The organism is Sinomonas sp. (assembly GCF_036848755.1).
Classification (GTDB): Bacteria; Actinomycetota; Actinomycetes; order Actinomycetales; family Micrococcaceae; genus Sinomonas.
Window position 1 is genome coordinate 1 of record NZ_DAIUJO010000015.1, and the last position, 20,872, is coordinate 20,872.

Consider the following 20,872-nt stretch of genomic DNA (forward strand, 5'->3'; position numbering starts at 1 on the left):
ATCTCACTTCGCTTCTCGCGGCGGTCGGGCCACCGACCGTCCTTGGTCTCCTAGTCTCCGGTGCCGCGGTTGCCCTTCAGGGCAAAGCCTCCCACCTGCCCGAGTTCATCCTCACGGCCAGCTCCTTCATCGTTTCCACCATGACGGGAACGGCCGCCTGCGCCCTCGTCGTTGGCTCTGCAACGTGGCCCACCGTCGATGGGATGGCCTCTCGGCGACCTCCCGAAGCCCGTTTCCGCGCCGTCAGCGAAGTGCTGAAGGTCGCCTCTCTCGGTCTGGTGACCATGATGCTCCCGGTCATGGGAACGTCCATCGCCCAAGCCACGAACCTTTCCACTGAGAACGCCAAATGGCAGGTTCTCAAGGACCGCGTCGCGCTTCGATTCTCGGTCCAGTCCGATGAAGAATTCTCCAGTTACAAGAGCGCCATTCGCGATCTTGCGGCCTCGGCTTCGGAGGCGGGGAAGCTCACCCTCTCCTATGCGTTCTCCCCTCGAAGCAGGGACCGCCCGGGCCAGGAAGTCCAGCCGGGCGGAGCAGAGTTCGACGGGATCGTGCTCGCCAACCCGGACTACCTTCGGGCCATCTCCCCCCTCGTCGTCCATGAAGCGGCTGGCTCCCAGCAGGTGCTGGAAAGAGTCGCGGAACCGGTCGCCTACGACGAGCTTCCCGAAGCGGCCAGAGAATTCTGGAGCAATCAGTTTCCGCTGCTCAACCGGGCCCGCAACAGCTTGGAGGGGCTCAAAGAGAACCTCCGGTACTACCGGTACACCGGAAATGGCGACTTCCCGGCGCTTCCTCCTGTGCCCGGGGAAATGGTCCAGCTGCAGCATCCGCTGATCATCGTGGTCGACCGTCCAGCCGACGCCTTCAACGACTTCACGATCGCAGCCTTCCTCTCCTCCGGGAACCTCACCTTCAGCGATTCCGCATGGCTCAAGAGGTCCCTGGACGCCTCACCGCTCGCCACGGCGGTGCTGTCTGTCGATCGGCTCGCTGACGCTGCGCTCTACAACAGCCAGCTCCAGAATCAGTCAGCCGGGCTCAAGACCCTTTCCTTCGCTCTCGTGCTCTTGGCCCTGACGATGGGCGTCGCTGTCTCGGCGATGGTCTACGCGATTTCCCGAGCGAAGCGCCTCTTCGTGCAGCGGACCGCCGGTTGGAGCTGGTTGAGAGCCCTCGCTCGCAGAATAGCGTGGGAGGCCATGATCGCCACGGCCTTAGCGACAGCGATGTTCTTCGCTCTGGGCGGAGCCAGCAAGCCGGAAGTCTTCTGGACGCTGGCGGGGATACCGCTCTATCTCACGGTGGCGGTCGCCTTGCACCTTGTGTCTGCGAGAAACGTCTTTGCCAAGACCTTGGCCCGCAGAGCCTGACATCGGAGGAAGCAGAGCCTGACGTGGGAGGAAGAAGACAGGGTGGAAATCAACGCCAGCAATGTCAGCGTCACTATTGATGGCCATGACGTTCTCGTGGACGAGACAGTGTCCGCCATCCCAGGGCGTACTCTCGCCCTCGTCGGCCCGAGCGGATGCGGCAAGACGACGTTGCTCAACGTGCTTGCCCTCCTCCGCCGCGTGAACGCGGGAAGGGTTCAGCTGGGCGATCAGGACGCGACCCGGTGGGACGACCGCCGTCGTCGGAAGTTCTGGCAGCAGCACACGGCCTTCGTGTTTCAGGACTATGGGCTCATCGACGAGGAATCCGTCGCCTACAACGTCGCCCTGTCGAAGCTTCCCCTGCTGCCTCATCGAGCGAATCGGATGCCCAGGGTGGAGGGCATCCTCGAACGGGTGGGGCTCGCTGGTCGCGGGGAGGACACGGTCTCGACGCTGAGCGGGGGCGAAAAGCAGCGTGTGGGCCTGGCCCGCGCCATGTTCCGCTCGGCGGACGTCATCTTCGCCGACGAACCCACTGCCTCGCTCGATCGGGAGAATCGGCGCCTCGTGACCGACTTCCTCCTGCAGGAAGCCGCCCGCGGTGCCGCCGTCGTCATCGCCACCCATGACGAGACCCTGATGGCACTGTGCGACCTCCGCTTCGAACTCGGGCACTCCGGTTCCCGCCGGGGGCCTATCCCGCCTCGGTGACGGCGGGCCGCACGTCCTCCGACGATGGTTCACGGCGCTGCCGGATCTCGGCCACGAGGCCGGCGAAGCGCTCGTCGGTGAGCGGGTAGAGCACCATGATGAGTCCCGCGGCCGCGCCGAGGGCTGCCGGAATGAGCCCCGCCGCAGCTTGGACGCCGGCGACGGCGCTCGCGGTCTGCACGGACGCATGCCCGTCGTAGCCGCCCCACGCGAGGGCGTAGCCCGCCAGCGCCCCGCCCACGGCTTGGCCGGATTTCCTGGTGAAGGAGAAGAGGGAGTAGATGATTCCTTCCGAGCGGACGCCGGTCTTCCATTCGCCGTATTCCACCGTGTCGGCTTCGAGGGCCCAGACGACGATGTTCACTCCCGTGATGCCGAGAATGGCGACGGTGAAACCGGCGAAACCGAGCCAGACCAGTGCGGGCGGAGCGAGCATGACGACGACGCCGCCCAAGAACAGCACGGCGGCGAACGCGATGTAGAGACGCCGTTTGCCGAACTTCGGCACAAGGGAGGGCAGGACCGCGCTCAGGGCAAGGGTCATGAGCAGTTGGACGACAGCCAGCACGGGAACGAGGCCGAGCGCGTGGAGCGCATCCCGGAAATAGAAGACCTGGACGGTGGTGAGGGAGAGCTGGCCGCTGAGGAACAGCAGCGACGAGATGCACAGCATGAGGAGCGGCTTGTTGCCCTTGAGCGTGGCCATGCTCTGCCTGAACGAGACTCTCGGTACGTCGCGCGCAACCTTCTCCCGTGCCGTGAAGAAGGTGAAGAGGTAGAGGGCGACACCGACGACCATGAAGACCAGGGTCAGTACGGTGAAGATGGGCTGGAGGTCCGTTCCGGTCTTGAGGAGCGGAGCGACGAAGATGCTGAGGGCCGAGCCCACGGTGAGGGCGCCGATGGTCCGGGCGGAGGCGAGCTTCGCCCGTTCCTTCGGGAGTTGGGTCATTGAGGCCGCCATCGAGCCATAGGGAATATTGACCAGGGAATAGGCGAGACCCATTGCCGCGTAGACGATGTACGCGTACGCGAGCTTCCCTCCCGAGCCGAATCCGGGAACGTGGAAATTCAGGAACGTCAGGATCATGAGCGGCAGCGCGCCGAACAGCACGAAGGGGCGGAACTTGCCAAACCGCTTCGTATTCGTCCGGTCGACAAGCCGCCCGGCGACCAGATCGGAGAACGCGTCGAACACGCGCACCACAAGGAAGAGTGTTCCGGCCGCAGCGGCCGAGATCCCCGCGACATCCGTGTAATAGATCAGCAGGAACATTGTTGTGGTGGTGAAGGCGAGATTGTTTGCTGCGTCGCCGGCGCCATAGCCGACGATGGTGCGAAGGCTGAGCTTCGCTCCGCCCGCGCTCGCGGGCATGCCTGATGAAGACGTCATCGTCCGATCCTTCTTCTCTGAACTGCGCTCGAGGAATTGCGTATCTAGCCGATTTCGGGCTTGGTCCCGCCCAGCTGGGTCCACCGGCTGCGGAGGCGATGGGCCGCGGCTTTCGGCCTCCGATCCCGCGTGAAGACGCCCTTCTTGTTCCCATCGACGCGCATGATGCCCTTCGATGTCTGGAAGTCGGCGAAGTTCCAGACATGCTCGCCGACCATTGCCTCGACGCGGTCGAACACCCGGTGGTACATGTCCAGGAGGGCGCCTTGGTATTCCTCGCTCCACGGCTGCTCGTCGAACGAATGGAGTCCCGGAATCGTATCGGCGCCGTATTCGGTCATGATGATCGGCTTGGCATACCGCTCGTCCCATTCGAGCAGTTCCTTTTCGAGTTCGATCTCCGCGGAGGCCAAGTCGCCGGTGTTGGCGTACCACCCGTAATAGCGGTTGAGCATGATGACGTCGAACAGGTCGGTGATGGAGTCCTTGCCCGGGCCGTCGAACATGACGTTGACGAAACCCACGGGGCGCGTGGGGTCTAGTTCGCGGGTGAGTTCCGCGAGCGGTTCGAAATAGGGGCGGGCGCCCTCTTCCGACGAATTGGGTTCGTTCGCAATGGACCAGATCACGACGGAGGGGTGGTTCTTGTCGCGGGCGACAAGCTCGCGGATCGCCTCCCGGTGGGCCGCGGCGGTGCTGCCGTTGACGAATTCGTCCCCATAGGTGCTCGTGGGGCCCGTCCCGAAGAAGCCCGCGAAGGCGGCGTTGAGTCCGACGGCGGGGGTCTCGTCGATCACGACGATGCCGTGCCGGTCCGCGAAGTCCATGACCTCTTCGGAGTACGGATAGTGGGAGGTCCGGAACGAGTTGGCACCCACCCAGTCGAGGAGTGCGAAGTCATGGACCATCTGGGCGCCGCTGTGCCCCTTGCCGATCGTCACGTGGTCCTCGTGCATCCCGAAGCCCTGGAAGTAGAACGGCTCGCCGTTGATCAGCAGCTGCTTGCCGCGCACCTCGACGGTGCGCACTCCGAAAGGCTGGGCATATTCGTCGAGGAGGGCACCGGCGTCGTCCGTGACCTCGATGAGCAGGCTGTAGAGGTAGCCGCGCCCAGGGCGCCAGAGGACGACGCCGGGAATCTCCACGGTGCCTTCCGCGCCCTGAGCCGTGGCGACCTCGGCGCCCGTCGCGTCGAGCACGCGCACACGGACGTCTGTGCCAGCGGCGGCGGATTCGACGCCGTCGAGCGCGATCCGGTAGTCCACCCGCCCTGTCGTGCCCTCGAAATCCGTCACGACGGTGACGTCCCGCACCCGGACGCGGGGTGTGCTGTAGAGCCACACGCTCCGGTGCAGGCCGGCGTAGTTGTAGAAATCGTGCATGTAGTGCTGCACCCTGCGCCCGCTCGGGGCCTCGGAGACGCTGCCCGGCGGAATCGTCGCTTGGCTGAGCTCGTTGTTCACCGCGATGCTCAGGCGGAACGTCGCGCCCGGTGCGACGTGGTCGGTGATCTCCGCCTCGAACGGCGTGTATCCGCCCTGGTGCTCTGCCACGAGCGCATCTCCCACGAAGACCTTGGCCCCGTGGGTTGCCGATTCCAGCCGAAGCCACACCCGCTGGCCGTCCCAGCCTCTGGGGACTCTGACCTCGCGCTGGTACCAGACCCAGCCGACGTGGTCCCGCACGGCGGGGTCGGGGAAGATGTCGTTGTAGCTCGCCGGGACCGCCATCTCGAGCTGGGTGTCGAGGATCACGTCCTGCCACCCGTCGGCGAGCCCTCGGCCCGTGTCTACCTTGAACCGGTAGAGGCCGTCCAGATTGACGAGTTCGCGGGTCGCACTGGCCTGTGGTTTCAACATCTCGGCTTCCTTCGCATCGTTGCGGTCCACATCGACGCTAATTAGTTGAAGCCTCAATTGGCAACCGCTTGCCACTTGTTGCCAGACAGGACGACCCCTACGAGGTCCCGCTCACCGGCGCGTTTCAGCGCTCAGGTCCGCCCGTCGCCCCCGAGCCCTGCATTGGCGCGCAGCGTCTCGAGGGGGATGCGCGCCGTCGCTCGCTCGATCTGCGCGGAGATGCCGCGGAGGGTGGACAGATGCCGGATCATCGTGCCCGCCTGGGACGAGAGCACGACGAGGCCGAGGCCGGCGCCGATGCGGCCGGTGTGGAAGACCGGGACCGCGATCGACGCGGAGCCGAGGCGCACCTCTTCCGCCGTGGTCGCGTAGCCCTGCTCCCGGATCTGGACGAGCTCTTCGGCGAGCCGGGCTCGGTTCACATGGGTATACGCCGTGGGCTGCTCGAGGTGGCGGTTGAAGTACGCCTCACGAACCCAGTCCTCCTCGAAGGCGAGGATCACCTTCCCGACGGCGGTGGCGTGCATCGGCAGGCGCCCCCCTACCCGGGAGGAGCGGGGTACGCGCTTGGTGCCGTAGATCCGGTCGATGTACAGCACCTCGTGGCCCTCCCGGATGGCGAGGTGCGCGGTCTCGCCCGTGAGCGAGAAGAGGTCCTGGAGGTACGGGCGCGCGGCGTCGCGGAGCGCGCGGCCGGCGTTCTGCCCGAGCTCCCACAGGCGGATGCCCAGCTGGATGCGGCCTTGGGGATCGCGGGCGAGGGCGCCCGACTCGACCAGCTCGCCGACGAGCCGGTGGGTCGTGCTCAGCGGCAGCTGCGCGGCTTCGGCCAGCTCCGACAGGCTCATCGACCGGCGCCCCGACTCGAAGGCGAACAGGATCGCCAGGAGCTTGGACGTGACGGTGCGGCCCGGTTCCCTGCTCCCGCCCGCCATGGCCCCTCCTCGCGCGCGCCGGAGTAGGCCGCTCCGGCTACGGCAACTCTAGCGCCGTCCGCTCGTCCCAGAGGTTCGCTGACTCGATGGCCGCGAGGCCGCGGGCAAGGGCCCTGGCGGCGTCCGTGAACAGGTGTGCGTGGACCCGAGCGCTGCACAGCCTGAGCGCGGCCTCGCGGCTCAGGCCGAACCAGTCCATGACCGTGTCGAGCCCGTGCGGGGTGAGCCGCCACGTCTTGTCCGCGTCCTTCACGATGGCGTCCTCGACAGAGAGCGCGTCCCTGCGCGAGTCGTGGCCGTCGATGATCTCGACGATCCGGGCCGCGCGCGCCGGGGGGACCCCTACGTCGGCCAGGATGCTCGCGGCGAGCTCCGCGCCCTCCCTCTCGTGGAGCAGGACCAGGTCCGGGCGGTGGCTGCCGGGCGCGATCGCTTCGAGCACCTCGCCCGGAGGGACCCGTGACCAGCCGACGTCATGCAGCATGATCGCCGGAAGCACCACCCCGGCGTCGGCCTCCGGGTGCGCTTCGAGCAGCGACCGTGCGATGGCGACGGCGTACAGGGTATGCGCATCGTTGCTTCGGACCTTCAGATGGACGACGGCGCGGGGCCAGATCCGGGAGAGCTCGCCGTCCAGTTCGTCGCCGAGGGACAGCACGCCTTCGGCTTCCGGCGGGATGTGGGCCGCGAGATCGCGGCCCAAGTGGTTTGCGTGCGGGGCGAGCTTGGAGGACACAGGTCCAGTGGACGGTCCGGCCTGCCGGGGGCGCCAGAGGACACTTCCGCTGAGTGGAAGGCGGCCCTCGGGCTGCGGGGTGACGCCGCACACACTGATTGCAGGCGAACCGCTCGGGGCCCTGACAAGGGGGCCGCGAGGATCTCGAATCCAAGGAGTACTGATGTCACTGTCGACTCAGGGCGGCGGGTGCCCGTTCGGCTTCGGCTCGGCGGACACCGCGACCGGCACCGCTGCCGGCGGCTCACCGGCCTCCCCTCCCGGGGAATTGCGGGCCCGCGGCCACCATGGCTACGAGCCGTTCCAGATGAAGGACCCCTTCCCGGCCTACGCCGCACTGCGAGCGGAAGAGCCCGTGATGTACGACGAGCGGATCGGCTACTGGGTCGTCACCCGCTACGACGACGTCAAGGCCGTCTTCGACGACTGGGAGACCTTCTCCTCGGAGAACGCCCAGGCGCCGGTCCGCAAGCGCGGCCCGCAGGCCACCCAGATCATGGACGACGGTGGGTTCACCGCCTACTCGGGGCTCTCGGCTCGGATCCCCCCGGAACACACCCGCATCCGCGGGATCGTGCAGAAGGCGTTCACCCCGCGCCGGTTCAAGGTGCTCGAGCCGTTCATCCGCGCCAACGTCGCCGAGCGCCTCGACGCCATGCTGGCGCGGGGCCGCGACACCGGCACCGACCATGGCGAGATCGTCAGGGACCTCGCGTACGAGGTTCCGACCATCACGATCCTGACGCTCATCGGCGAGGATCTCGCCAGGATCGACGACTACAAGCGCTGGTCCGACTCCCGTGCCGCCATGACGTGGGGCGACCTCACCGACGAGGAGCAGATCCCCCACGCCCATCACCTCGTCGAGTACTGGCAGGCGTGCCTCGCTCTGGTCGAGAAGGCGCATCGGGAGGGCGGAGACAACCTCGTCGCCGACCTCGTCAGGGCCCAGCAGGACGGCGCCGAGATCTCCGACCACGAGATCGCCTCGGTCTGCTACAGCCTCCTGTTCGCGGGGCACGAGACCACGACCACGCTCATCTCCAATGCGCTGCGCCTCCTCGCCGCGGACGCCTCGACGTGGCAGCAGCTCGTCGAGGACCCGAAGAGGATCCCGGCCGCGATCGACGAGGTGCTCCGCTATTCCGGCTCGATCGTCGCGTGGCGGCGGAAGGCCCTCAAGGACGCCGAGATCGGGGGAGTGAGCATCCCCGCCGGCGCAGGCGTCCTGCTCGTCATGGGCTCCGCGAATCGGGACGAGAGCAAGTTCGAGGATCCGGAGACCTTCGACATCACGAGGCCGAACGCGCGCGAGCACCTCTCGTTCGGTTTCGGGATCCACTACTGCCTCGGGAACATGCTCGCCAAGCTCCAGGCGAAGATCGCGGTCGAGGAGGCCACGGCGAAGATCCCGCACCTGCGCGTGGACGATCCGGAGAGCATCGAGTTCCGCGAGAACCTCTCGTTCCGCGTCCCGCTCGCGGTTCCCGTGAGCTGGGAGGACTGAGGAGTGAGCACCATGGAAAGCACCGACTACGTGCAGTTCTTCGACGGCGGCATCGAGCCCAGGCTTGCGGCGCTGGGCGGCAAGGGAGCGTCGCTCGTGACGATGACGGCCGCGGGCATGCCGGTCCCTCCGGGCTTTGTTGTGACGACGGCGCAGTTCGACTCGTTCATGGCCGAATCCGGCATCACGGGCCGGGTCCACGCGCTCCTCGCCAGCCTCGACCCCGAGGACGTCGCCGAGGTCGATGCGGTCTCGGCGAAGATCCGCGCGGACATCGAGTCCTGCCCCGTCCCGGCCGAGGCCCGGGCCCAGACCGTGGCAGCGTTCGCGGCGCTCCAATCCCGCTTCGACAGCCCCGTCCCGGTCGCGGTCCGCTCGAGCGCGACGGCGGAAGACCTCCCCGAGGCGTCCTTCGCGGGGCAGCAGGACACGTACCTCTGGCTCGAGGGCTTCGACGCCGTGGGGGAGCACATCCGAAAGTGCTGGGCCTCCCTCTACACGTCGCGGGCCATCACCTACCGCCTCAGGAACGGCATCCCGAACGAGGGCCTCTCGATGGCCGTCGTCGTGCAGAAGATGGTCAACGCAAAGGCCTCGGGCGTCGCGATGACTTTGGACCCCACCAACGGAGACCGCTCGAAGATCACGATCGACGCGAGCTACGGCGTCGGCGAGATGGTCGTCTCGGGCCAGGTCACTCCGGACAACATCGTCCTGGACAAGGTCACGCTCGCCCTCGTCGCGGAGCACCTCGGCGACAAGCACGCCGAGCTCGTCCCCGATCCCGAGGCGCGGCGGCTCGTGGAACGCGAGGTCGACGCCGATCGCCGTGGCCGCCGCTGCCTCACCGAGGCCCAGCTCACCGCCGTGGCCACCCTCGCCAAGCGGGCGGAGAAGCACTACAAGTGCCCCCAGGACATCGAGTGGGCCCTCGACGCAGACCTTCCCGACGGCGAGAACCTCCTGCTCCTGCAGGCCCGCCCCGAAACCGTCCACTCTGCCAAGCCCGCGACCGCGGCGGGTGCGGCCGCTCCGCGGACTAACACCGCCTCCACCGGCTTCAGCTGGGGCTCCATCAAGCTCACTGCCTGACAAGAAACCACTAGAAAAGGACACGCCAATGTCGATGAAGTCCTTCCCGAAGCCTTCCGAGCTCCCGGTCCCCGCCGGCGCCGAGGGCTGGGAGAAGCTCTACCCCTACTACCTCGTGTTCCAGGACAAGCTCAGGGAACAGGAGGACGCCAAGTTCTGGTTCTGCGACAGCCAGCACTGGCCCACCGTCTTCAAGCCGTTCGAGACGATCGGCGGCGAATTCGCGGTCAAGTGCCTCGGCCAGTACAACGCGCGGCACCTCATGATCCCCAACGCGAACGGGATCGAGTTCCGCATCCACCTCGGCTACCTCTACATGAGCCCGATCCCCGTCCCCGAGGACCAGATCGCCGCGCGCGTGCCGCTCTTCGAGGAGCGCGTGGGCTACTACTTCCAGAACTGGCCGCGCCTGCTCGAGCAGTGGCACGCCAAGGTCCGCGGGACGATCGACGAGATGGAGAAGATCACCTTCGCCAAGCCGCCCGCGGTCGTCCCGATCGAGGACATCCGCTCAGGCAAGGCCATGGACGGCTCCGAGGTGCTGCTCGACAGCTATGACCGCCTCATCCAGCTCGCCTACCAGAACTGGCAGTACCACTTCGAGTTCCTCAACCTCGGCTACATCGCCTACCTGGACTTCTTCAACTTCTGCAAGCAGGTCTTCCCGAACATCCCCGACCAGTCGATCGCGACCATGGTCCAGGGCGTGGACATGGAGCTGTTCCGCCCGGACGACGAGCTCAAGGGCCTCGCCGCCCTCGCCGTCGAGCTCGGCCTCCAGCCCGCCTTCGCGGACACGGACGACGCCGAAGGCACCCTTGCCGCGATCCAGGCCTCGGCGGGGGGCGAGCACTGGATGACGCGGTGGGACGAAGCGCACGATCCGTGGTTCAACTTCACCGTCGGCAACGGCTTCTACGGCCACGACAAGTACTGGAACGAGCACCCCGAGATCCCGCTCGGCTACATCAAGGACTACATCGACCGGCTCGACGCCGGTCAGGAGATCCTGCGCCCCGTCGAGGAGCTCGTGGCCGAGAAGGAGCGGATCGTCGAGGAATACCGTGAACTGCTCGACGGCGAGAACCTCGCCCTGTTCGACGCCAAGCGGGGCCTCGCCGCCCAGTGCTACCCGTACGTGGAGAACCACAACTTCTACATCGAGCACTGGACGATGGGCGTGTTCTGGCGGAAGGTCCGCGAGCTCTCCCGCCTGTTCCACGCCGAGGGCTTCTGGAACGAGCCCGACGACCTGCTCTACCTGGGCCGGAACGAGGTCCGCGATGCGCTCTTCGACCTCGTGACCTGGTGGGGCGTCGGGGCCGCGGAGCCGATTGGGCCGAGCTACTGGCCCGAGGAGATCGAGCGCCGCCGCAAGATCGTGGATGCGCTCAAGACCGCCCGCCCGGCACCGGCGCTGAACACCCCGCCGGCCTCCATCACCGAGCCGTTCACCCGCATGCTCTGGGGCATCACCACGGAACAGGTCCGGCAGTGGCTCGGCGACGGCGAAGCGGTCGACGGCGGGGGCCTCCGCGGCATGGCCGCCTCGCCGGGCGTCGTCGAAGGACCCGCGCGCGTCATCACCGATGCGGATCAGCTCTCCGAGGTCAAGCAGGGGGAGATCCTCGTCGCGCCCGTCACCGCGCCGTCGTGGGGGCCGATCTTCGGCAAGATCGCAGCGACCGTCACGGACATCGGCGGCATGATGAGCCACGCCGCCATCGTGTGCCGGGAGTATGGCCTGCCCGCCGTGACCGGCACGGGCTCCGCGTCCACGACCATCCGCACCGGCCAGCGCCTGCGTGTGGACGGGACGAAGGGCACGGTCGAGATCCTCGAGGCGCCCGCCCTCTCCGGGCCTGACGTCCACACCCACGAGCACGGACATGAGCCCGCCCATGCCTGAGCAGAATGCGGCCAGCCAGTCCGCCCGGCTCGCGCTCATCACGGGCGCGGCGGGCGGCCTGGGCCGGGCCTTCGCCCTCGGTTTCGCCTCCCGCGGCTACCGGGTCGCGGTGGCCGATGTCAACGCGGCCGGGGCCGAGGAGACGGCGCGTCTGGTGCGCGAGGCGGGAGCCGAGGCCATCGCCCTCAAGGTCGACGTCACCGACGTCGCGTCCACCGAGGCGATGGCCGCCGAAGCCGCCGAGTTCGGCGGCGGCCGGATCGACGTCGTCGTCAACAACGCCGCAATCTACGCAACCGTGACCCGCAGCCCCTTCGAGGAGATCGACCCCGATGAATGGGACCTCGTGATGGGCGTGAACCTCAAGGGCCCGTGGCTCGTGACGCGGGCGGCCAGCCCGTATCTGGGCGACGGCGGCCGGGTCATCAACCTCTCGAGCGCGACCGTGTACTCGGGATCCGAGCAATGGGCCCACTACGTGGCGAGCAAGGGCGGCGTCATCTCGCTGACCCGCGTGCTGGCCAAGGAGCTGGGGCGCCGAGGGATCACCGTCAACGCGATCGCCCCCGGGTTCACGCTCACCGAGGCCAGCTACGGCCTCATGGAGAACGCCGAGACCTATGGCGTGGACCGCGGCGCGATCAAGCGGGCGAGCAAGCCCGAAGACATCGTCGGCGCCGCGCTCTTCCTCGCGAGCCCCGACTCCGCCTACCTGACCGGCCAGACCCTCGTGGTCGACGGCGGCCGCCAGTTCATCTAGACCATCCTGAAAGCACCGGGAGCACCCATCATGACCACCACCGTCCACTACACCGACGCCGAGGGCAGCGTCCGCGACGTCGAGGGCCGGCCTGGCGACTCCGTCATGGAGACCGCCGTGCGCAACGGCGTCCCGGGGATCGTCGCCGAGTGCGGCGGCTCCCTCTCCTGCGCAACCTGCCACGTCTTCGTCCGCGAGGACTGCCTCGCCGAGCTTCCTCCGATGGAGCCGATGGAGGACGAGATGCTCTACGGAACCGCGGTGGAGCGCGAGGAGAACTCGCGCCTCTCCTGCCAGCTCCGGCTGGTGGACGGGATGGACCTCTACGTGACCACCCCAGAAACGCAGCTCTGACATGGCTGCCTCGAACTCACAGCCCACCGGACTGCTGATCATCGGCGCGAGCCAGTCGGGCGTCCAGCTCGCGATCTCGCTGCGCGCCCTCGGCTTCGACGAGCCGATCACCCTCCTCGGCGAGGAGAACCATCGGCCCTACCAGCGCCCGGCGCTCTCGAAGGAGTGGCTCCAGGGCGTGGTCGGGAACGAATCGCTCATCTTCCGCTCGGGCGAGTACTGGGACGAGCACAACGTCACGCTCGTGAAGGACGAGCGGATCGTCGAGGTCACGAAGTCGCCTGATGGCTCCGGCGTCGCCCGGGCGGCGTCGGGGCGGGAGTTCCCGTTCAAGCGCCTCGCGCTCACCGTCGGTGCGCGCGCCCGGAAGCTGGCGGTCGACGGCGCGGACCTCACCGGCGTCGTCTACCTCCGCAACGCCGACGATGCGCTCTCGCTCAAGGCCCGCGTGCCCGAGGTGAGCGACGTCGTCGTCATCGGCGGCGGCTTCATCGGGCTCGAGGCCGCATCGAGCCTGAAGAAGATGGGCAAGAACGTCGTCCTCCTCGAGCGCGGCCCGCGGCTCGTCGGCCGCGCAGTCGGCGAGGAGACGTCGCAGTACTTCCTCGACGCGCACCGCGGCCGGGGCCTCGACATCAGGCTCGAGGCGCGGATCTCGCGGCTGGTGCCCGGCCCGACGGCTGACGGCGGCAAGGCAGTCGCCGGCGTCGAGCTCGGCGACGGGACGGTGCTGCCAGCGCAGGTGGTGCTCGTCGGCATCGGCGTCATTCCGAACACCGAGCTCGCCGGGCAGATGGGCCTCGAGGTGGAGAACGGGATCGTCGTGGACCGGTACGCGCTCGCCTCGGATGGGACCACCGTGGCCGTGGGGGACTGCGCGAACCTCCCCAACCCGGTACCAGGCTCCCCGGCGGGCGAGCGGATCCGGCTCGAGAGCGTCAACAACGCCATCGAGCACGCGAAGGTCGCCGCGTATTCGCTCATGGGGCGGCGTGAGGACTACGCCGGCGTCCCCTGGTTCTGGTCGAACCAGGCCGATCTCAAGCTCCAGATCGCGGGCCTCTCCGTCGGGTTCGACCAGACTGTGGTGAGGCGCGACGACGAGCGCGGCAAGTTCACGGTCCTCTACTACCGGGCGGGACGGATCATCGCCGCAGACTGCGTCAACGCCCCGCTGGACTTCATGGCGGTCAAGAACGCCCTCGCGAAGGGGCAGAACATCCCCGCCGCCGCAGCGGCCGACCCCGCCGTCCAGCTCAAGACCCTGGCAACGGGAGGGAACCCATGACCGAGAAGACCGTGGCCGTCGATGCCACGCGGGCCGAGGCGTTCGCTGGAGCCTACCCCGTGCGGCCGATCCCAGCCTCTGGGCCAGTCGAGACCTCGCCGATCTGCCTGACCCCGAGTTCCTTCGCCGGGCTCGATCCGCTCTGGAAGGCGGTGGTGGCCGAAACCCGTGCGCGCGGCAACGACATCCACCTGCCGATTTCCGTCGCCTACGCGGAGCGGCTGTGTGCCGCGTACCCCGCCGCCGACCGAGAGCTCGTGCTCGCCACGACCCTCCTCCACGACACCGGATGGGCCCGCGTCGACGAGTCGCGGATCATCTCGGAAGGATTCGCCGGAGACTGGCGCCGGGCCTCCATCCGCTACGAGCACGAGCACCAGGGCTGCGTCGTGGCCCGCGAGGTGCTGCCGAGGCTCGGGTACTCGGACGAGTTCGTCGACCGGGTCGCCGCCATCATCGACGGCCACGATACGCGGCACGTCGCGTATTCGCTCGAGGACGCCCTCATGCGCGACGCCGACCGGCTCTGGCGCTTCGACCGCGCCGGGATCGCCCTCGCCTCGTCCTGGTTCGGCATGGACCCGGCCACCTACACCGACAGGCTCGCGGCCGAGATCGTGCCCGAGCTCATCACCGCGGCGGCGGTGGAGATGGCGACCGCTGATCTCGCCCGCTCCAATGCCCTGCTCAAGACGGGAGTCCTCCGATGACCGCACCTTCGATGGACACCGCTCCGGCCTCCGCGAGCCGCCGTGCGGCCCTCGAGCTGCCCTACGCCCGCGTGGACGACGTGTTCATCGACGGCGCATGGGTGCCAGCCCGCGGCGTCGGCCGCAATCCGGTGACCGACCCTGCGACAGGTGAGGTCTGGGGCGAAGTCCCCGACGGGACCCGCGAGGACGTCGACTCCGCCGTGGAGGCCGCCCGCAGAGCGTTCGACCACGGCCCGTGGCCCCGGCTCCGTCCCTCCGAGCGCGCCGCGTACCTGCTGCGGATCGCCGACGAGATCGAAGCACGCGCGGAGGTCCTCGCGCTGACGAACACCCGTGAGAACGGCTCGCCGATCACGGAGACGCGCGGAGCCGCCGCGAATGCGGCGGGGATCTTCCGCTACTTCGCCACCCTCGCCGAGTACCTCGAGGGCGAGGACGTCCGACCGTTCCCGTTCGCACCGGGCCAGGAATCCGTCGTGCGGCGCGACCCGCTCGGCGTCTGTGCGCTCATCGCACCGTGGAACTTCCCCATCAACCTCGTCGTCATCAAGCTGGCCCCCGCCCTCCTGGCCGGATGCACGGTGGTCATCAAGCCGGCGTCGCCCACGCCGCTCTCGATCCGCTTCATCGTCGACGCCGTCTCGGCGGCCGGCGTGCCGGCTGGCGTCGTGAACCTGGTAACCGGGTCGGGACGCATGGGCGACTCGCTGGTGCGGCACCCGGGCGTGGACAAGGTCGCGTTCACGGGCTCGACGCCGGTCGGCCGCCGGATCGCGGCCGCGTGCGGCGAGCTGCTGAGGCCCGTGACCCTCGAGCTCGGAGGGAAGTCGAGTGCGATCGTGCTGCCCGACGCCGACCTCGGCGCGATGGCCAAGGTCCTCATCCGCTCCTCGATGCGCAACACCGGCCAGACCTGCTACATCTCCACCCGCATCCTTGCCCCCGCCTCCCGCTACGACGAGGTCGTGGACATGGCCACGTCGGTGATCGGGGGAGCCCGCCAGGGCGACCCACTCGATCCAGCCACGGTGTTCGGGCCGAGCGCCACGCGCTCGCAGTTCGAGACGGTGATGGGGTACGTCGAGTCGGGGCTCGCCGAGGGCGCGCGGGCGACGACGGGCGGCCGGGCGGCGTCGCTCGGCGGCGGACTCGAGGGCGGTTTCTTCGTCGAGCCCACGGTGTTCGCCGACGTCACCCCGTCGATGCGCGTCGCGCGGGAGGAGATCTTCGGACCCGTTCTGACGGTGCTCAGATACTCCGACGTGGACGAAGCCGTGGCGCTCGCGAACAACACCGAGTTCGGCCTCGGAGGGCTAGTGTTCTCCCAGGACACCGACGCGGCCCTGGCCGTTGCCGACCGAATGGACAGCGGATCCGTGGGCATCAACTTCTTCGCCTCGAACCACGCGGCGCCCTTCGGCGGACGGCACGATTCAGGGCTCGGGACGGAGTACGGCGTCGAGGGCCTGGGGGCGTACCTGAGCTTCAAGTCGATCCACCGGCGGGTGTAGGGAGCAGAGATGGCATCGTCAGCGAGCAGCGTCCTTTCCGCCCAGTCCTCCATCAAGGACTGGCAGGAATCCCTCTACAAGGACCTCCATGCTCACCCCGAACTGAGCCATCAGGAACGGCGGACTGCCGGGGTCGTGGCCGAGGAACTGCGCCGAGATGGCTTCGCCGTGCAGGAGGGGATCGGCGGGACGGGGGTGGTCGGTGTCCTCGAGAACGGTCCGGGCCCGACCGTCTTGCTCCGGGCCGACATGGACGCGCTGCCGATCGCCGAGGCCACGGGGCTCGACTACGCGAGCACGGTCCATGCGGCAGACGGAAGCGGTCGCGAAGTTCCAGTCATGCACGGCTGCGGCCATGACATCCACGTCTCGTGCCTCCTGGGGGCGGGACGGCTCCTGGCCGGAAGCCGGGACTCGTGGTCGGGAACACTCGTGGCGCTGTTCCAACCGGCCGAGGAGACGTCGGACGGCGCTCAGGGGATGGTCGACGACGGCCTCGCCCGCCGGATCCCGCGGCCCGACGTCGCCCTCGGGCAGCACGTCCTGGCGTGGCCCGCGGGCACCGTCAGCCCTCACGCCGGCGCCTTCCTGTCCATGGCGGACAGTGTCCGCATCACCCTCTACGGCCGCGGCAGCCACGGCTCGATGCCGCACCTCTCGATCGATCCAGCGGTCCTCGCGTCGATGGTGGTCGTGCGGCTTCAGGGGATCGTCTCGCGCGAGGTCCCGCCGGGGGAGTTCGCCGTGGTCACGGTCGGGCGGATTGCGGTCGGCGCGAAGAGCAACATCATCGACGACCACGCCGTCCTCGAGCTGAACATCCGCACGTACGACAGATCGATCCGAGACCAGGTCCTGGCAGCCATCGAACGCATCGCGCGAGCCGAGAGCGCGGCGTCGGGGTCGTCGAAGGAGCCGGACATCGAGGTCTACGACAGCTATCCCCTCACCGACAACTCCACTGAGGCGACCGCTCGGGTCGAGAAGGCCTTCCGGGATCATTTCGGGGACCATCTCGCCGACTATGGGAGGCAGACCGCAAGCGAGGATTTCAGCGCCGTCCCGGATGCCTTCGGCGTTCCGTACACGTACTGGGGCTTCGGCGGCACGGAGCCGGGCGCCTATCGCGCGGCCGAGGAGCGAGGAACCGTGAGCGCGGACATCCCAGCGAACCACTCCCCGCGCTTCGCCCCCGTCATCCAGCCCACGCTCGAGACCGGGACGGCGGCGCTGGTGGTTGCGGCACTTGCTTGGCTTGGGTGACCCGTCCTCGAGCTGGGATGAGGCCGCCCACGGCCGGGATCAGTCTTCGCAGTCCTTGCAGTAGGCGCGCCCGTCCTTCTCCCTGGCCAGCTGCGAGCGGTGGCGGACGAGGAAGCAGGACTGGCAGACGAACTCGTCCTCGCCCTGAGGGATGACCTGGACGGTGAGCTCTCCTGAGAGGATTTCTCCGCCCGGCAGGTCGCTCGAGTCGCCGCTGTCGTCGCCGTCGAGGTCGCGGACGACGCTTCGGGGATCGGGTGCGTTCGCAGATTTCACGGCCTCGAGGGAGTCGTCCTGAGACTCCCTGAGGTCTGGGCGTAGTTCGTCGTAGTCAGTGGCCACGTGGTGGATCGCTTTCTTGGGGGCAATGAATGAGGAGCAGCAACCCTACCTCAGAAATGGACCGCGTCCGTCGGCGCTGGTGTCTGCGTCCCTAGGCGGGAAGGCTCTGGGCGGGTTCTGCGACCTTGCGGCGCATGCGGTCCAGGAGGCGCTTGAGGAGGCGCGAGACCTGCATCTGGCTGACACCGAGGACCTGGGCGATCTCGCTCTGGCTCATCTCCTTGACGAAGCGCAGCTGCAACAGGCGTCGCTCCTCCTCCGTGAGCCCATCGAGGGCTGCCGTGAGGATCTGCTGGTCCTCGACCTGTTCGAAGCCTCCTTCGATGAGCGAGAGCGCACGGACGGACGCGGCGGGCCGGGAGTCTGATGCGTCCGCCGGCTCAAGGGGGACGCCGACCATGGCGGCCGCCGCGACCTGTGCCTCGAGGATCTTCTCCTCCGGGAGCCCTGTTTCGCTCGCGAGTTCGGCGCTGTTCGGTTCTCGGCCGAGCTTCTGGGCCAACTGGCGCCGGGCGGCGTTGACCTCGAGCCGGAGCTCCTGGATGGAGCGGGGCGGGCGCACGGTCCAGGACTGGTCGCGGACATAGCGCTTGATCATGCCCGTGATCGTGGGAACTGCGTAGGGGACGAAGCCATGGCCCGCGCCTTCCCGATACCGCTGAATGGCCACCATCAAGCCCAGCCGGGCGACTTGGCGCAGGTCCTCGGGATCGTGACCTGGGTAGCGGTGCCGGTTGGCGAGGGCGTCCGCGACCCCGAGGTATCGGGTCGCCATCTCCTCAGCAGTGCGGGGAACGGGCTCCCCCGCCTCTGCCTCGTCCTCCGCGGAAGCCAACGGTGCCGGGCTGGGGGTTTCATCGGATGCGAGCAGCACTGCGGCCCCTTTTGCTAGATGGCGAAGTTACAAGCTAGACGAGCTAGTTATATCCCGGTCACATTCAGGTGTCCAGCGAGGTTCCCGGGGGTGGGCCGAGTATCGTTTGCTAGGCGATCTAGCGAATGGTGGAGGAGAGATGAAGGTCCCGCCGGCCAAAGCCGGGTACTGGTACGAGCAGGACAGCACCGCGAAGGAACGGGCTGTCCGAGTGCTCAACGCCCTGCGCGACTACAGGGCCTCCGAGGGCGCGATGCGCAGGCGCACCCGGAGCGCCATGTCGATGGGGGAGACCGACCTGCTCGCCTTGCGCTACCTGTTGGAGGCCCAGGCGCAGGGGCGGGACCTGAGCCCCAAGGACCTGGCGGCGAAGCTTGGGATCACCTCGGCCTCGATGACGACGCTCGTGGACCGGCTCGTCCGCGGAGGGCACGTGACGAGGGAACCCCACCCCACCGACCGTCGGGCACTGATCCTCCGCCCCACTCCCGGCTCGGACGAAGAGGTCCGGACGACGCTCGGAAAGATGCATCAGCGGATGATCGAAGTGGCCGCAGGCCTCTCCCCTCAGGAAACGGAAACCGTCGTCGCCTTCCTCGCGAAGATGTCCGAGGCCGTCGACCAGATCGACCCTGCCGCGCACTGACCGTTCCGGTCCGTGGCCGGACCGATCGGCAGGTGCCTATCCTGAAGGGGTGTCACGTGCGGTGCCCTACCTCAGCTACCCGGATGCGCCGAGCGCTATCGCCTGGCTGCAGGAGCTCGGGTTCGGCGTCTCGCTGAGGCAGGACGCGGATCACGGCAGGGTAGTGCACTGCGAGATGCGGCTGGGAGATGCGGTGATCATGGTCGCCAGCGACGACGCGGACTATGAGATACCGGGGCTCCTGGGGCAGTCGACGGGGGTCGGTGTCTATCTCGTCACCGAGGAGGTCGACGGGATGTTCCGAAGGGCCGTGGCAGCCGGGGCGCGCCCCGTCATCGAGCCGGAGCAGACCGCTTGGGGATCGCGCCGGAGCCGCGTCGTCGACCCATGGGGCAGGGAGTGGAGCTTCGGCTCGTACGAACCCGGGAGGGTCAGCCAGCCATAGGCTCGTGATCCCGCGCCGCCTAGCGCCCGGCGGGCGGCGCGCCCACCGACGCCCGTTCGACGAGGTGGGCCTTGAGCGGAAGGCGTTCCGCGGGCACCCGGTGCCCGAGCCGCCGCAGGAGGGCCCGGGCGGCCTCGCGGCCCATGTCGTACACGGGCTGGGACACGACCGTCAGCGGCGGATCCACGAGTTCGGTCCATGGGAAGTCGTCGTAGGCGACGACGGAGACGTCCTCCGGGATTCGGAGTCCGCGCCGCTTGATGTGCCCGAGGACTCCGAGGGCGATGAGGCTGTCCGAGCAGACGATGGCGGTGGCCGAACTCGGGCCGTCTAGCAAGTCGGTGCAGGCTGCCGCGAGGGCGTCCTCGGAGAAGGCGTTGAGCCGCACGAGCGTCGGGTCCCATACGTCCCCGGCCTCGGCGAAAGCGCGCTCGATCCCGCGGACGCGATCGGCCACAGGGGACAGCCCGAGGTCCGCCCCGGGCTCGTAGGGCCCTTCGACCCGGAGGCTCGAGACATAGCCGATCCGGCGGTGGCCGGCGTCGAGGAGGAGGCGCCCGACCTGGAGGGCGGAGTCGGAGAAGTCGACGCGCACCGTGTCGAGGCCGAGGCCGTGGATTCCGCGGTCGAAGAGGACGACGGCGCGCCCCCGGGCCTGCGCCGACTCGAGATGGGCCGTCTCGTTGCTCGAGCAGGGTGCGACGACGAGGCCGGCCACGCGCTGCTGCAGCAGCTCTTGAACCGCCCCCACCTCGGCATCCAGATCCTCGTCGGTGTTGATGAGCACGACCGTGTATCCCGCCGTCCGCGCCTCGTCGGAGATGCCCCGCAGTGCGAGGCCGAAGTGTGCGTTCTCGATGTCGCCGACGACGACGCCGATCGAGTTCGAGTGCCCCGTGGTCATGCTCTTGGCGACTTGGTTGGGACGGTAGCCGAGCTGCTCGCTGGCCGCCAGGACGAGGGAGAGCACTTGCTCGCTCACAGCTCCGTAGCCCCCGAGGGCCCTCGCCGCCTGGGCCTTCGAGACTCCGGCAGCGCGGGCGACGTCGGCGACCGTGGCCTCCTTCACTGGCTGCTCTCGCTTCGTCATCTTTGCATCCCATCTGAAAAAAGAGATTGACGCCACTCGGCAATGTAAGTACAGTCACATCATCC

The 20,872-nt window shown here is 68.2% G+C and carries 20 protein-coding genes; 13 read left to right on the top strand and 7 right to left on the bottom strand.

Annotation, left to right across the window (positions count from 1 at the left end; genetic code table 11):
* On the top strand, window positions 1–1,376 hold a 1,376-nt coding region (locus tag V7053_RS03790; RefSeq protein WP_334170939.1), incomplete at its 5' end, for a hypothetical protein.
* A gap of 42 nt (window positions 1,377–1,418) precedes the next feature.
* Window positions 1,419–2,090 (top strand): ABC transporter ATP-binding protein, encoded by a 672-nt coding sequence (locus tag V7053_RS03795; protein ID WP_334170940.1) that lies wholly within the window; start codon window positions 1,419–1,421, stop codon window positions 2,088–2,090.
* On the opposite strand, the gene uidB is transcribed toward V7053_RS03795, so the two are convergent.
* The 4 genes from uidB to V7053_RS03815 all read right to left on the bottom strand — a co-directional run bounded on the left by uidB (window position 2,074) and on the right by V7053_RS03815 (window position 7,013).
* On the bottom strand, window positions 2,074–3,483 hold the full coding sequence (gene uidB / locus V7053_RS03800; protein WP_334170941.1) for a glucuronide transporter: 1,410 nt from the start codon (window positions 3,481–3,483) through the stop codon (window positions 2,074–2,076). The genes V7053_RS03795 and uidB overlap by 17 nt on opposite strands.
* 44 nt (window positions 3,484–3,527) lie before the next feature.
* Window positions 3,528–5,342, bottom strand: a complete 1,815-nt coding sequence (uidA, locus tag V7053_RS03805; protein ID WP_334170942.1) for a beta-glucuronidase — start codon at window positions 5,340–5,342, stop codon at window positions 3,528–3,530.
* Between the two features lie 131 nt (window positions 5,343–5,473).
* On the bottom strand, window positions 5,474–6,277 hold the full coding sequence (locus tag V7053_RS03810) for an IclR family transcriptional regulator (protein WP_334170943.1): 804 nt from the start codon (window positions 6,275–6,277) through the stop codon (window positions 5,474–5,476).
* 37 nt (window positions 6,278–6,314) lie between these two features.
* Window positions 6,315–7,013 (bottom strand): HD domain-containing protein, encoded by a 699-nt coding sequence (locus tag V7053_RS03815; RefSeq protein WP_334170944.1) that lies wholly within the window; start codon window positions 7,011–7,013, stop codon window positions 6,315–6,317.
* A 163-nt stretch (window positions 7,014–7,176) separates the two neighbouring features.
* On the opposite strand from V7053_RS03815, the gene V7053_RS03820 reads away from it, so the two are divergent.
* From V7053_RS03820 to V7053_RS03860, 9 genes are read left to right on the top strand one after another with little or no spacing between them, the layout of a single operon-like run.
* Entirely contained in the window at window positions 7,177–8,520 is a 1,344-nt protein-coding gene (locus tag V7053_RS03820) for a cytochrome P450 (protein WP_334170945.1), read from the top strand.
* A gap of 12 nt (window positions 8,521–8,532) precedes the next feature.
* The gene (locus tag V7053_RS03825) at window positions 8,533–9,612 is read left to right on the top strand and encodes a PEP/pyruvate-binding domain-containing protein (RefSeq protein WP_334170946.1); all 1,080 of its coding nucleotides are present in this window, start codon (window positions 8,533–8,535) and stop codon (window positions 9,610–9,612) included.
* Between the two features lie 28 nt (window positions 9,613–9,640).
* Entirely contained in the window at window positions 9,641–11,521 is a 1,881-nt protein-coding gene (locus V7053_RS03830) for a PEP-utilizing enzyme (RefSeq protein WP_334170947.1), read from the top strand.
* Window positions 11,514–12,281 (top strand): SDR family NAD(P)-dependent oxidoreductase, encoded by a 768-nt coding sequence (locus tag V7053_RS03835; RefSeq protein ID WP_334170948.1) that lies wholly within the window; start codon window positions 11,514–11,516, stop codon window positions 12,279–12,281. The genes V7053_RS03830 and V7053_RS03835 overlap by 8 nt, the downstream gene beginning before the upstream one ends.
* A gap of 30 nt (window positions 12,282–12,311) precedes the next feature.
* On the top strand, window positions 12,312–12,635 hold the full coding sequence (locus V7053_RS03840; RefSeq protein ID WP_334170949.1) for a 2Fe-2S iron-sulfur cluster-binding protein: 324 nt from the start codon (window positions 12,312–12,314) through the stop codon (window positions 12,633–12,635).
* Window position 12,636: 1 nt separating this feature from the next.
* Entirely contained in the window at window positions 12,637–13,923 is a 1,287-nt protein-coding gene (locus V7053_RS03845; RefSeq protein ID WP_334170950.1) for an NAD(P)/FAD-dependent oxidoreductase, read from the top strand.
* Window positions 13,920–14,633, top strand: coding sequence for an HD domain-containing protein (locus tag V7053_RS03850; RefSeq protein WP_334170951.1), 714 nt, complete (start codon window positions 13,920–13,922; stop codon window positions 14,631–14,633). Before V7053_RS03845 ends, V7053_RS03850 begins: the two co-directional genes overlap by 4 nt.
* Window positions 14,630–16,147 carry an aldehyde dehydrogenase family protein gene (locus tag V7053_RS03855; protein ID WP_334170952.1) on the top strand — a complete coding sequence of 506 codons (1,518 nt, stop codon included), beginning with the start codon at window positions 14,630–14,632 and terminating at the stop codon, window positions 16,145–16,147. The genes V7053_RS03850 and V7053_RS03855 overlap by 4 nt, the downstream gene beginning before the upstream one ends.
* Window positions 16,148–16,156: 9 nt before the next feature.
* Window positions 16,157–17,410 carry an amidohydrolase gene (locus tag V7053_RS03860; RefSeq protein WP_334170953.1) on the top strand — a complete coding sequence of 418 codons (1,254 nt, stop codon included), beginning with the start codon at window positions 16,157–16,159 and terminating at the stop codon, window positions 17,408–17,410.
* A gap of 39 nt (window positions 17,411–17,449) precedes the next feature.
* Here the strand turns inward: V7053_RS03860 and V7053_RS03865 are convergent, their stop codons facing one another.
* Window positions 17,450–17,752: a DUF4193 family protein gene (locus tag V7053_RS03865; protein WP_334170954.1), complete on the bottom strand. Its 303-nt coding sequence runs from the start codon at window positions 17,750–17,752 to the stop codon at window positions 17,450–17,452.
* Between the two features lie 91 nt (window positions 17,753–17,843).
* The gene (locus V7053_RS03870; protein WP_334170955.1) at window positions 17,844–18,626 is read right to left on the bottom strand and encodes a sigma-70 family RNA polymerase sigma factor; all 783 of its coding nucleotides are present in this window, start codon (window positions 18,624–18,626) and stop codon (window positions 17,844–17,846) included.
* A 139-nt stretch (window positions 18,627–18,765) separates the two neighbouring features.
* Between V7053_RS03870 and V7053_RS03875 the strand changes: the two genes are divergently transcribed.
* Both V7053_RS03875 and V7053_RS03880 read left to right on the top strand, forming a co-directional pair.
* A complete protein-coding gene (locus tag V7053_RS03875; protein ID WP_334170956.1) occupies window positions 18,766–19,272 on the top strand; it encodes a MarR family winged helix-turn-helix transcriptional regulator in 507 nt (168 codons plus the stop codon).
* Window positions 19,273–19,321: 49 nt separating this feature from the next.
* Window positions 19,322–19,717 carry a VOC family protein gene (locus V7053_RS03880; protein ID WP_334170957.1) on the top strand — a complete coding sequence of 132 codons (396 nt, stop codon included), beginning with the start codon at window positions 19,322–19,324 and terminating at the stop codon, window positions 19,715–19,717.
* Between the two features lie 19 nt (window positions 19,718–19,736).
* Here the strand turns inward: V7053_RS03880 and V7053_RS03885 are convergent, their stop codons facing one another.
* A complete protein-coding gene (locus V7053_RS03885) occupies window positions 19,737–20,807 on the bottom strand; it encodes a LacI family DNA-binding transcriptional regulator (protein WP_334170958.1) in 1,071 nt (356 codons plus the stop codon).
* Between the last annotated feature and the right edge of the window lie 65 nt (window positions 20,808–20,872).

What these genes read in the sequence shown, in the direction of transcription:
- V7053_RS03810 (WP_334170943.1), bottom strand. Translation starts at nt 6,277, where the DNA reads ATGGCGGGCGGGAGCAGGGAACCGGGCCGCACCGTCACGTCCAAGCTC.
- uidA (WP_334170942.1), bottom strand. Translation starts at nt 5,342, where the DNA reads ATGTTGAAACCACAGGCCAGTGCGACCCGCGAACTCGTCAATCTGGAC.
- V7053_RS03840 (WP_334170949.1), top strand. Translation starts at nt 12,312, where the DNA reads ATGACCACCACCGTCCACTACACCGACGCCGAGGGCAGCGTCCGCGAC.
- V7053_RS03860 (WP_334170953.1), top strand. Translation starts at nt 16,157, where the DNA reads ATGGCATCGTCAGCGAGCAGCGTCCTTTCCGCCCAGTCCTCCATCAAG.
- V7053_RS03825 (WP_334170946.1), top strand. Translation starts at nt 8,533, where the DNA reads ATGGAAAGCACCGACTACGTGCAGTTCTTCGACGGCGGCATCGAGCCC.
- V7053_RS03845 (WP_334170950.1), top strand. Translation starts at nt 12,637, where the DNA reads ATGGCTGCCTCGAACTCACAGCCCACCGGACTGCTGATCATCGGCGCG.
- uidB (WP_334170941.1), bottom strand. Translation starts at nt 3,483, where the DNA reads ATGACGTCTTCATCAGGCATGCCCGCGAGCGCGGGCGGAGCGAAGCTC.
- V7053_RS03835 (WP_334170948.1), top strand. Translation starts at nt 11,514, where the DNA reads ATGCCTGAGCAGAATGCGGCCAGCCAGTCCGCCCGGCTCGCGCTCATC.
- V7053_RS03885 (WP_334170958.1), bottom strand. Translation starts at nt 20,807, where the DNA reads ATGACGAAGCGAGAGCAGCCAGTGAAGGAGGCCACGGTCGCCGACGTC.
- V7053_RS03820 (WP_334170945.1), top strand. Translation starts at nt 7,177, where the DNA reads ATGTCACTGTCGACTCAGGGCGGCGGGTGCCCGTTCGGCTTCGGCTCG.
- V7053_RS03830 (WP_334170947.1), top strand. Translation starts at nt 9,641, where the DNA reads ATGTCGATGAAGTCCTTCCCGAAGCCTTCCGAGCTCCCGGTCCCCGCC.
- V7053_RS03855 (WP_334170952.1), top strand. Translation starts at nt 14,630, where the DNA reads ATGACCGCACCTTCGATGGACACCGCTCCGGCCTCCGCGAGCCGCCGT.
- V7053_RS03850 (WP_334170951.1), top strand. Translation starts at nt 13,920, where the DNA reads ATGACCGAGAAGACCGTGGCCGTCGATGCCACGCGGGCCGAGGCGTTC.
- V7053_RS03875 (WP_334170956.1), top strand. Translation starts at nt 18,766, where the DNA reads ATGAAGGTCCCGCCGGCCAAAGCCGGGTACTGGTACGAGCAGGACAGC.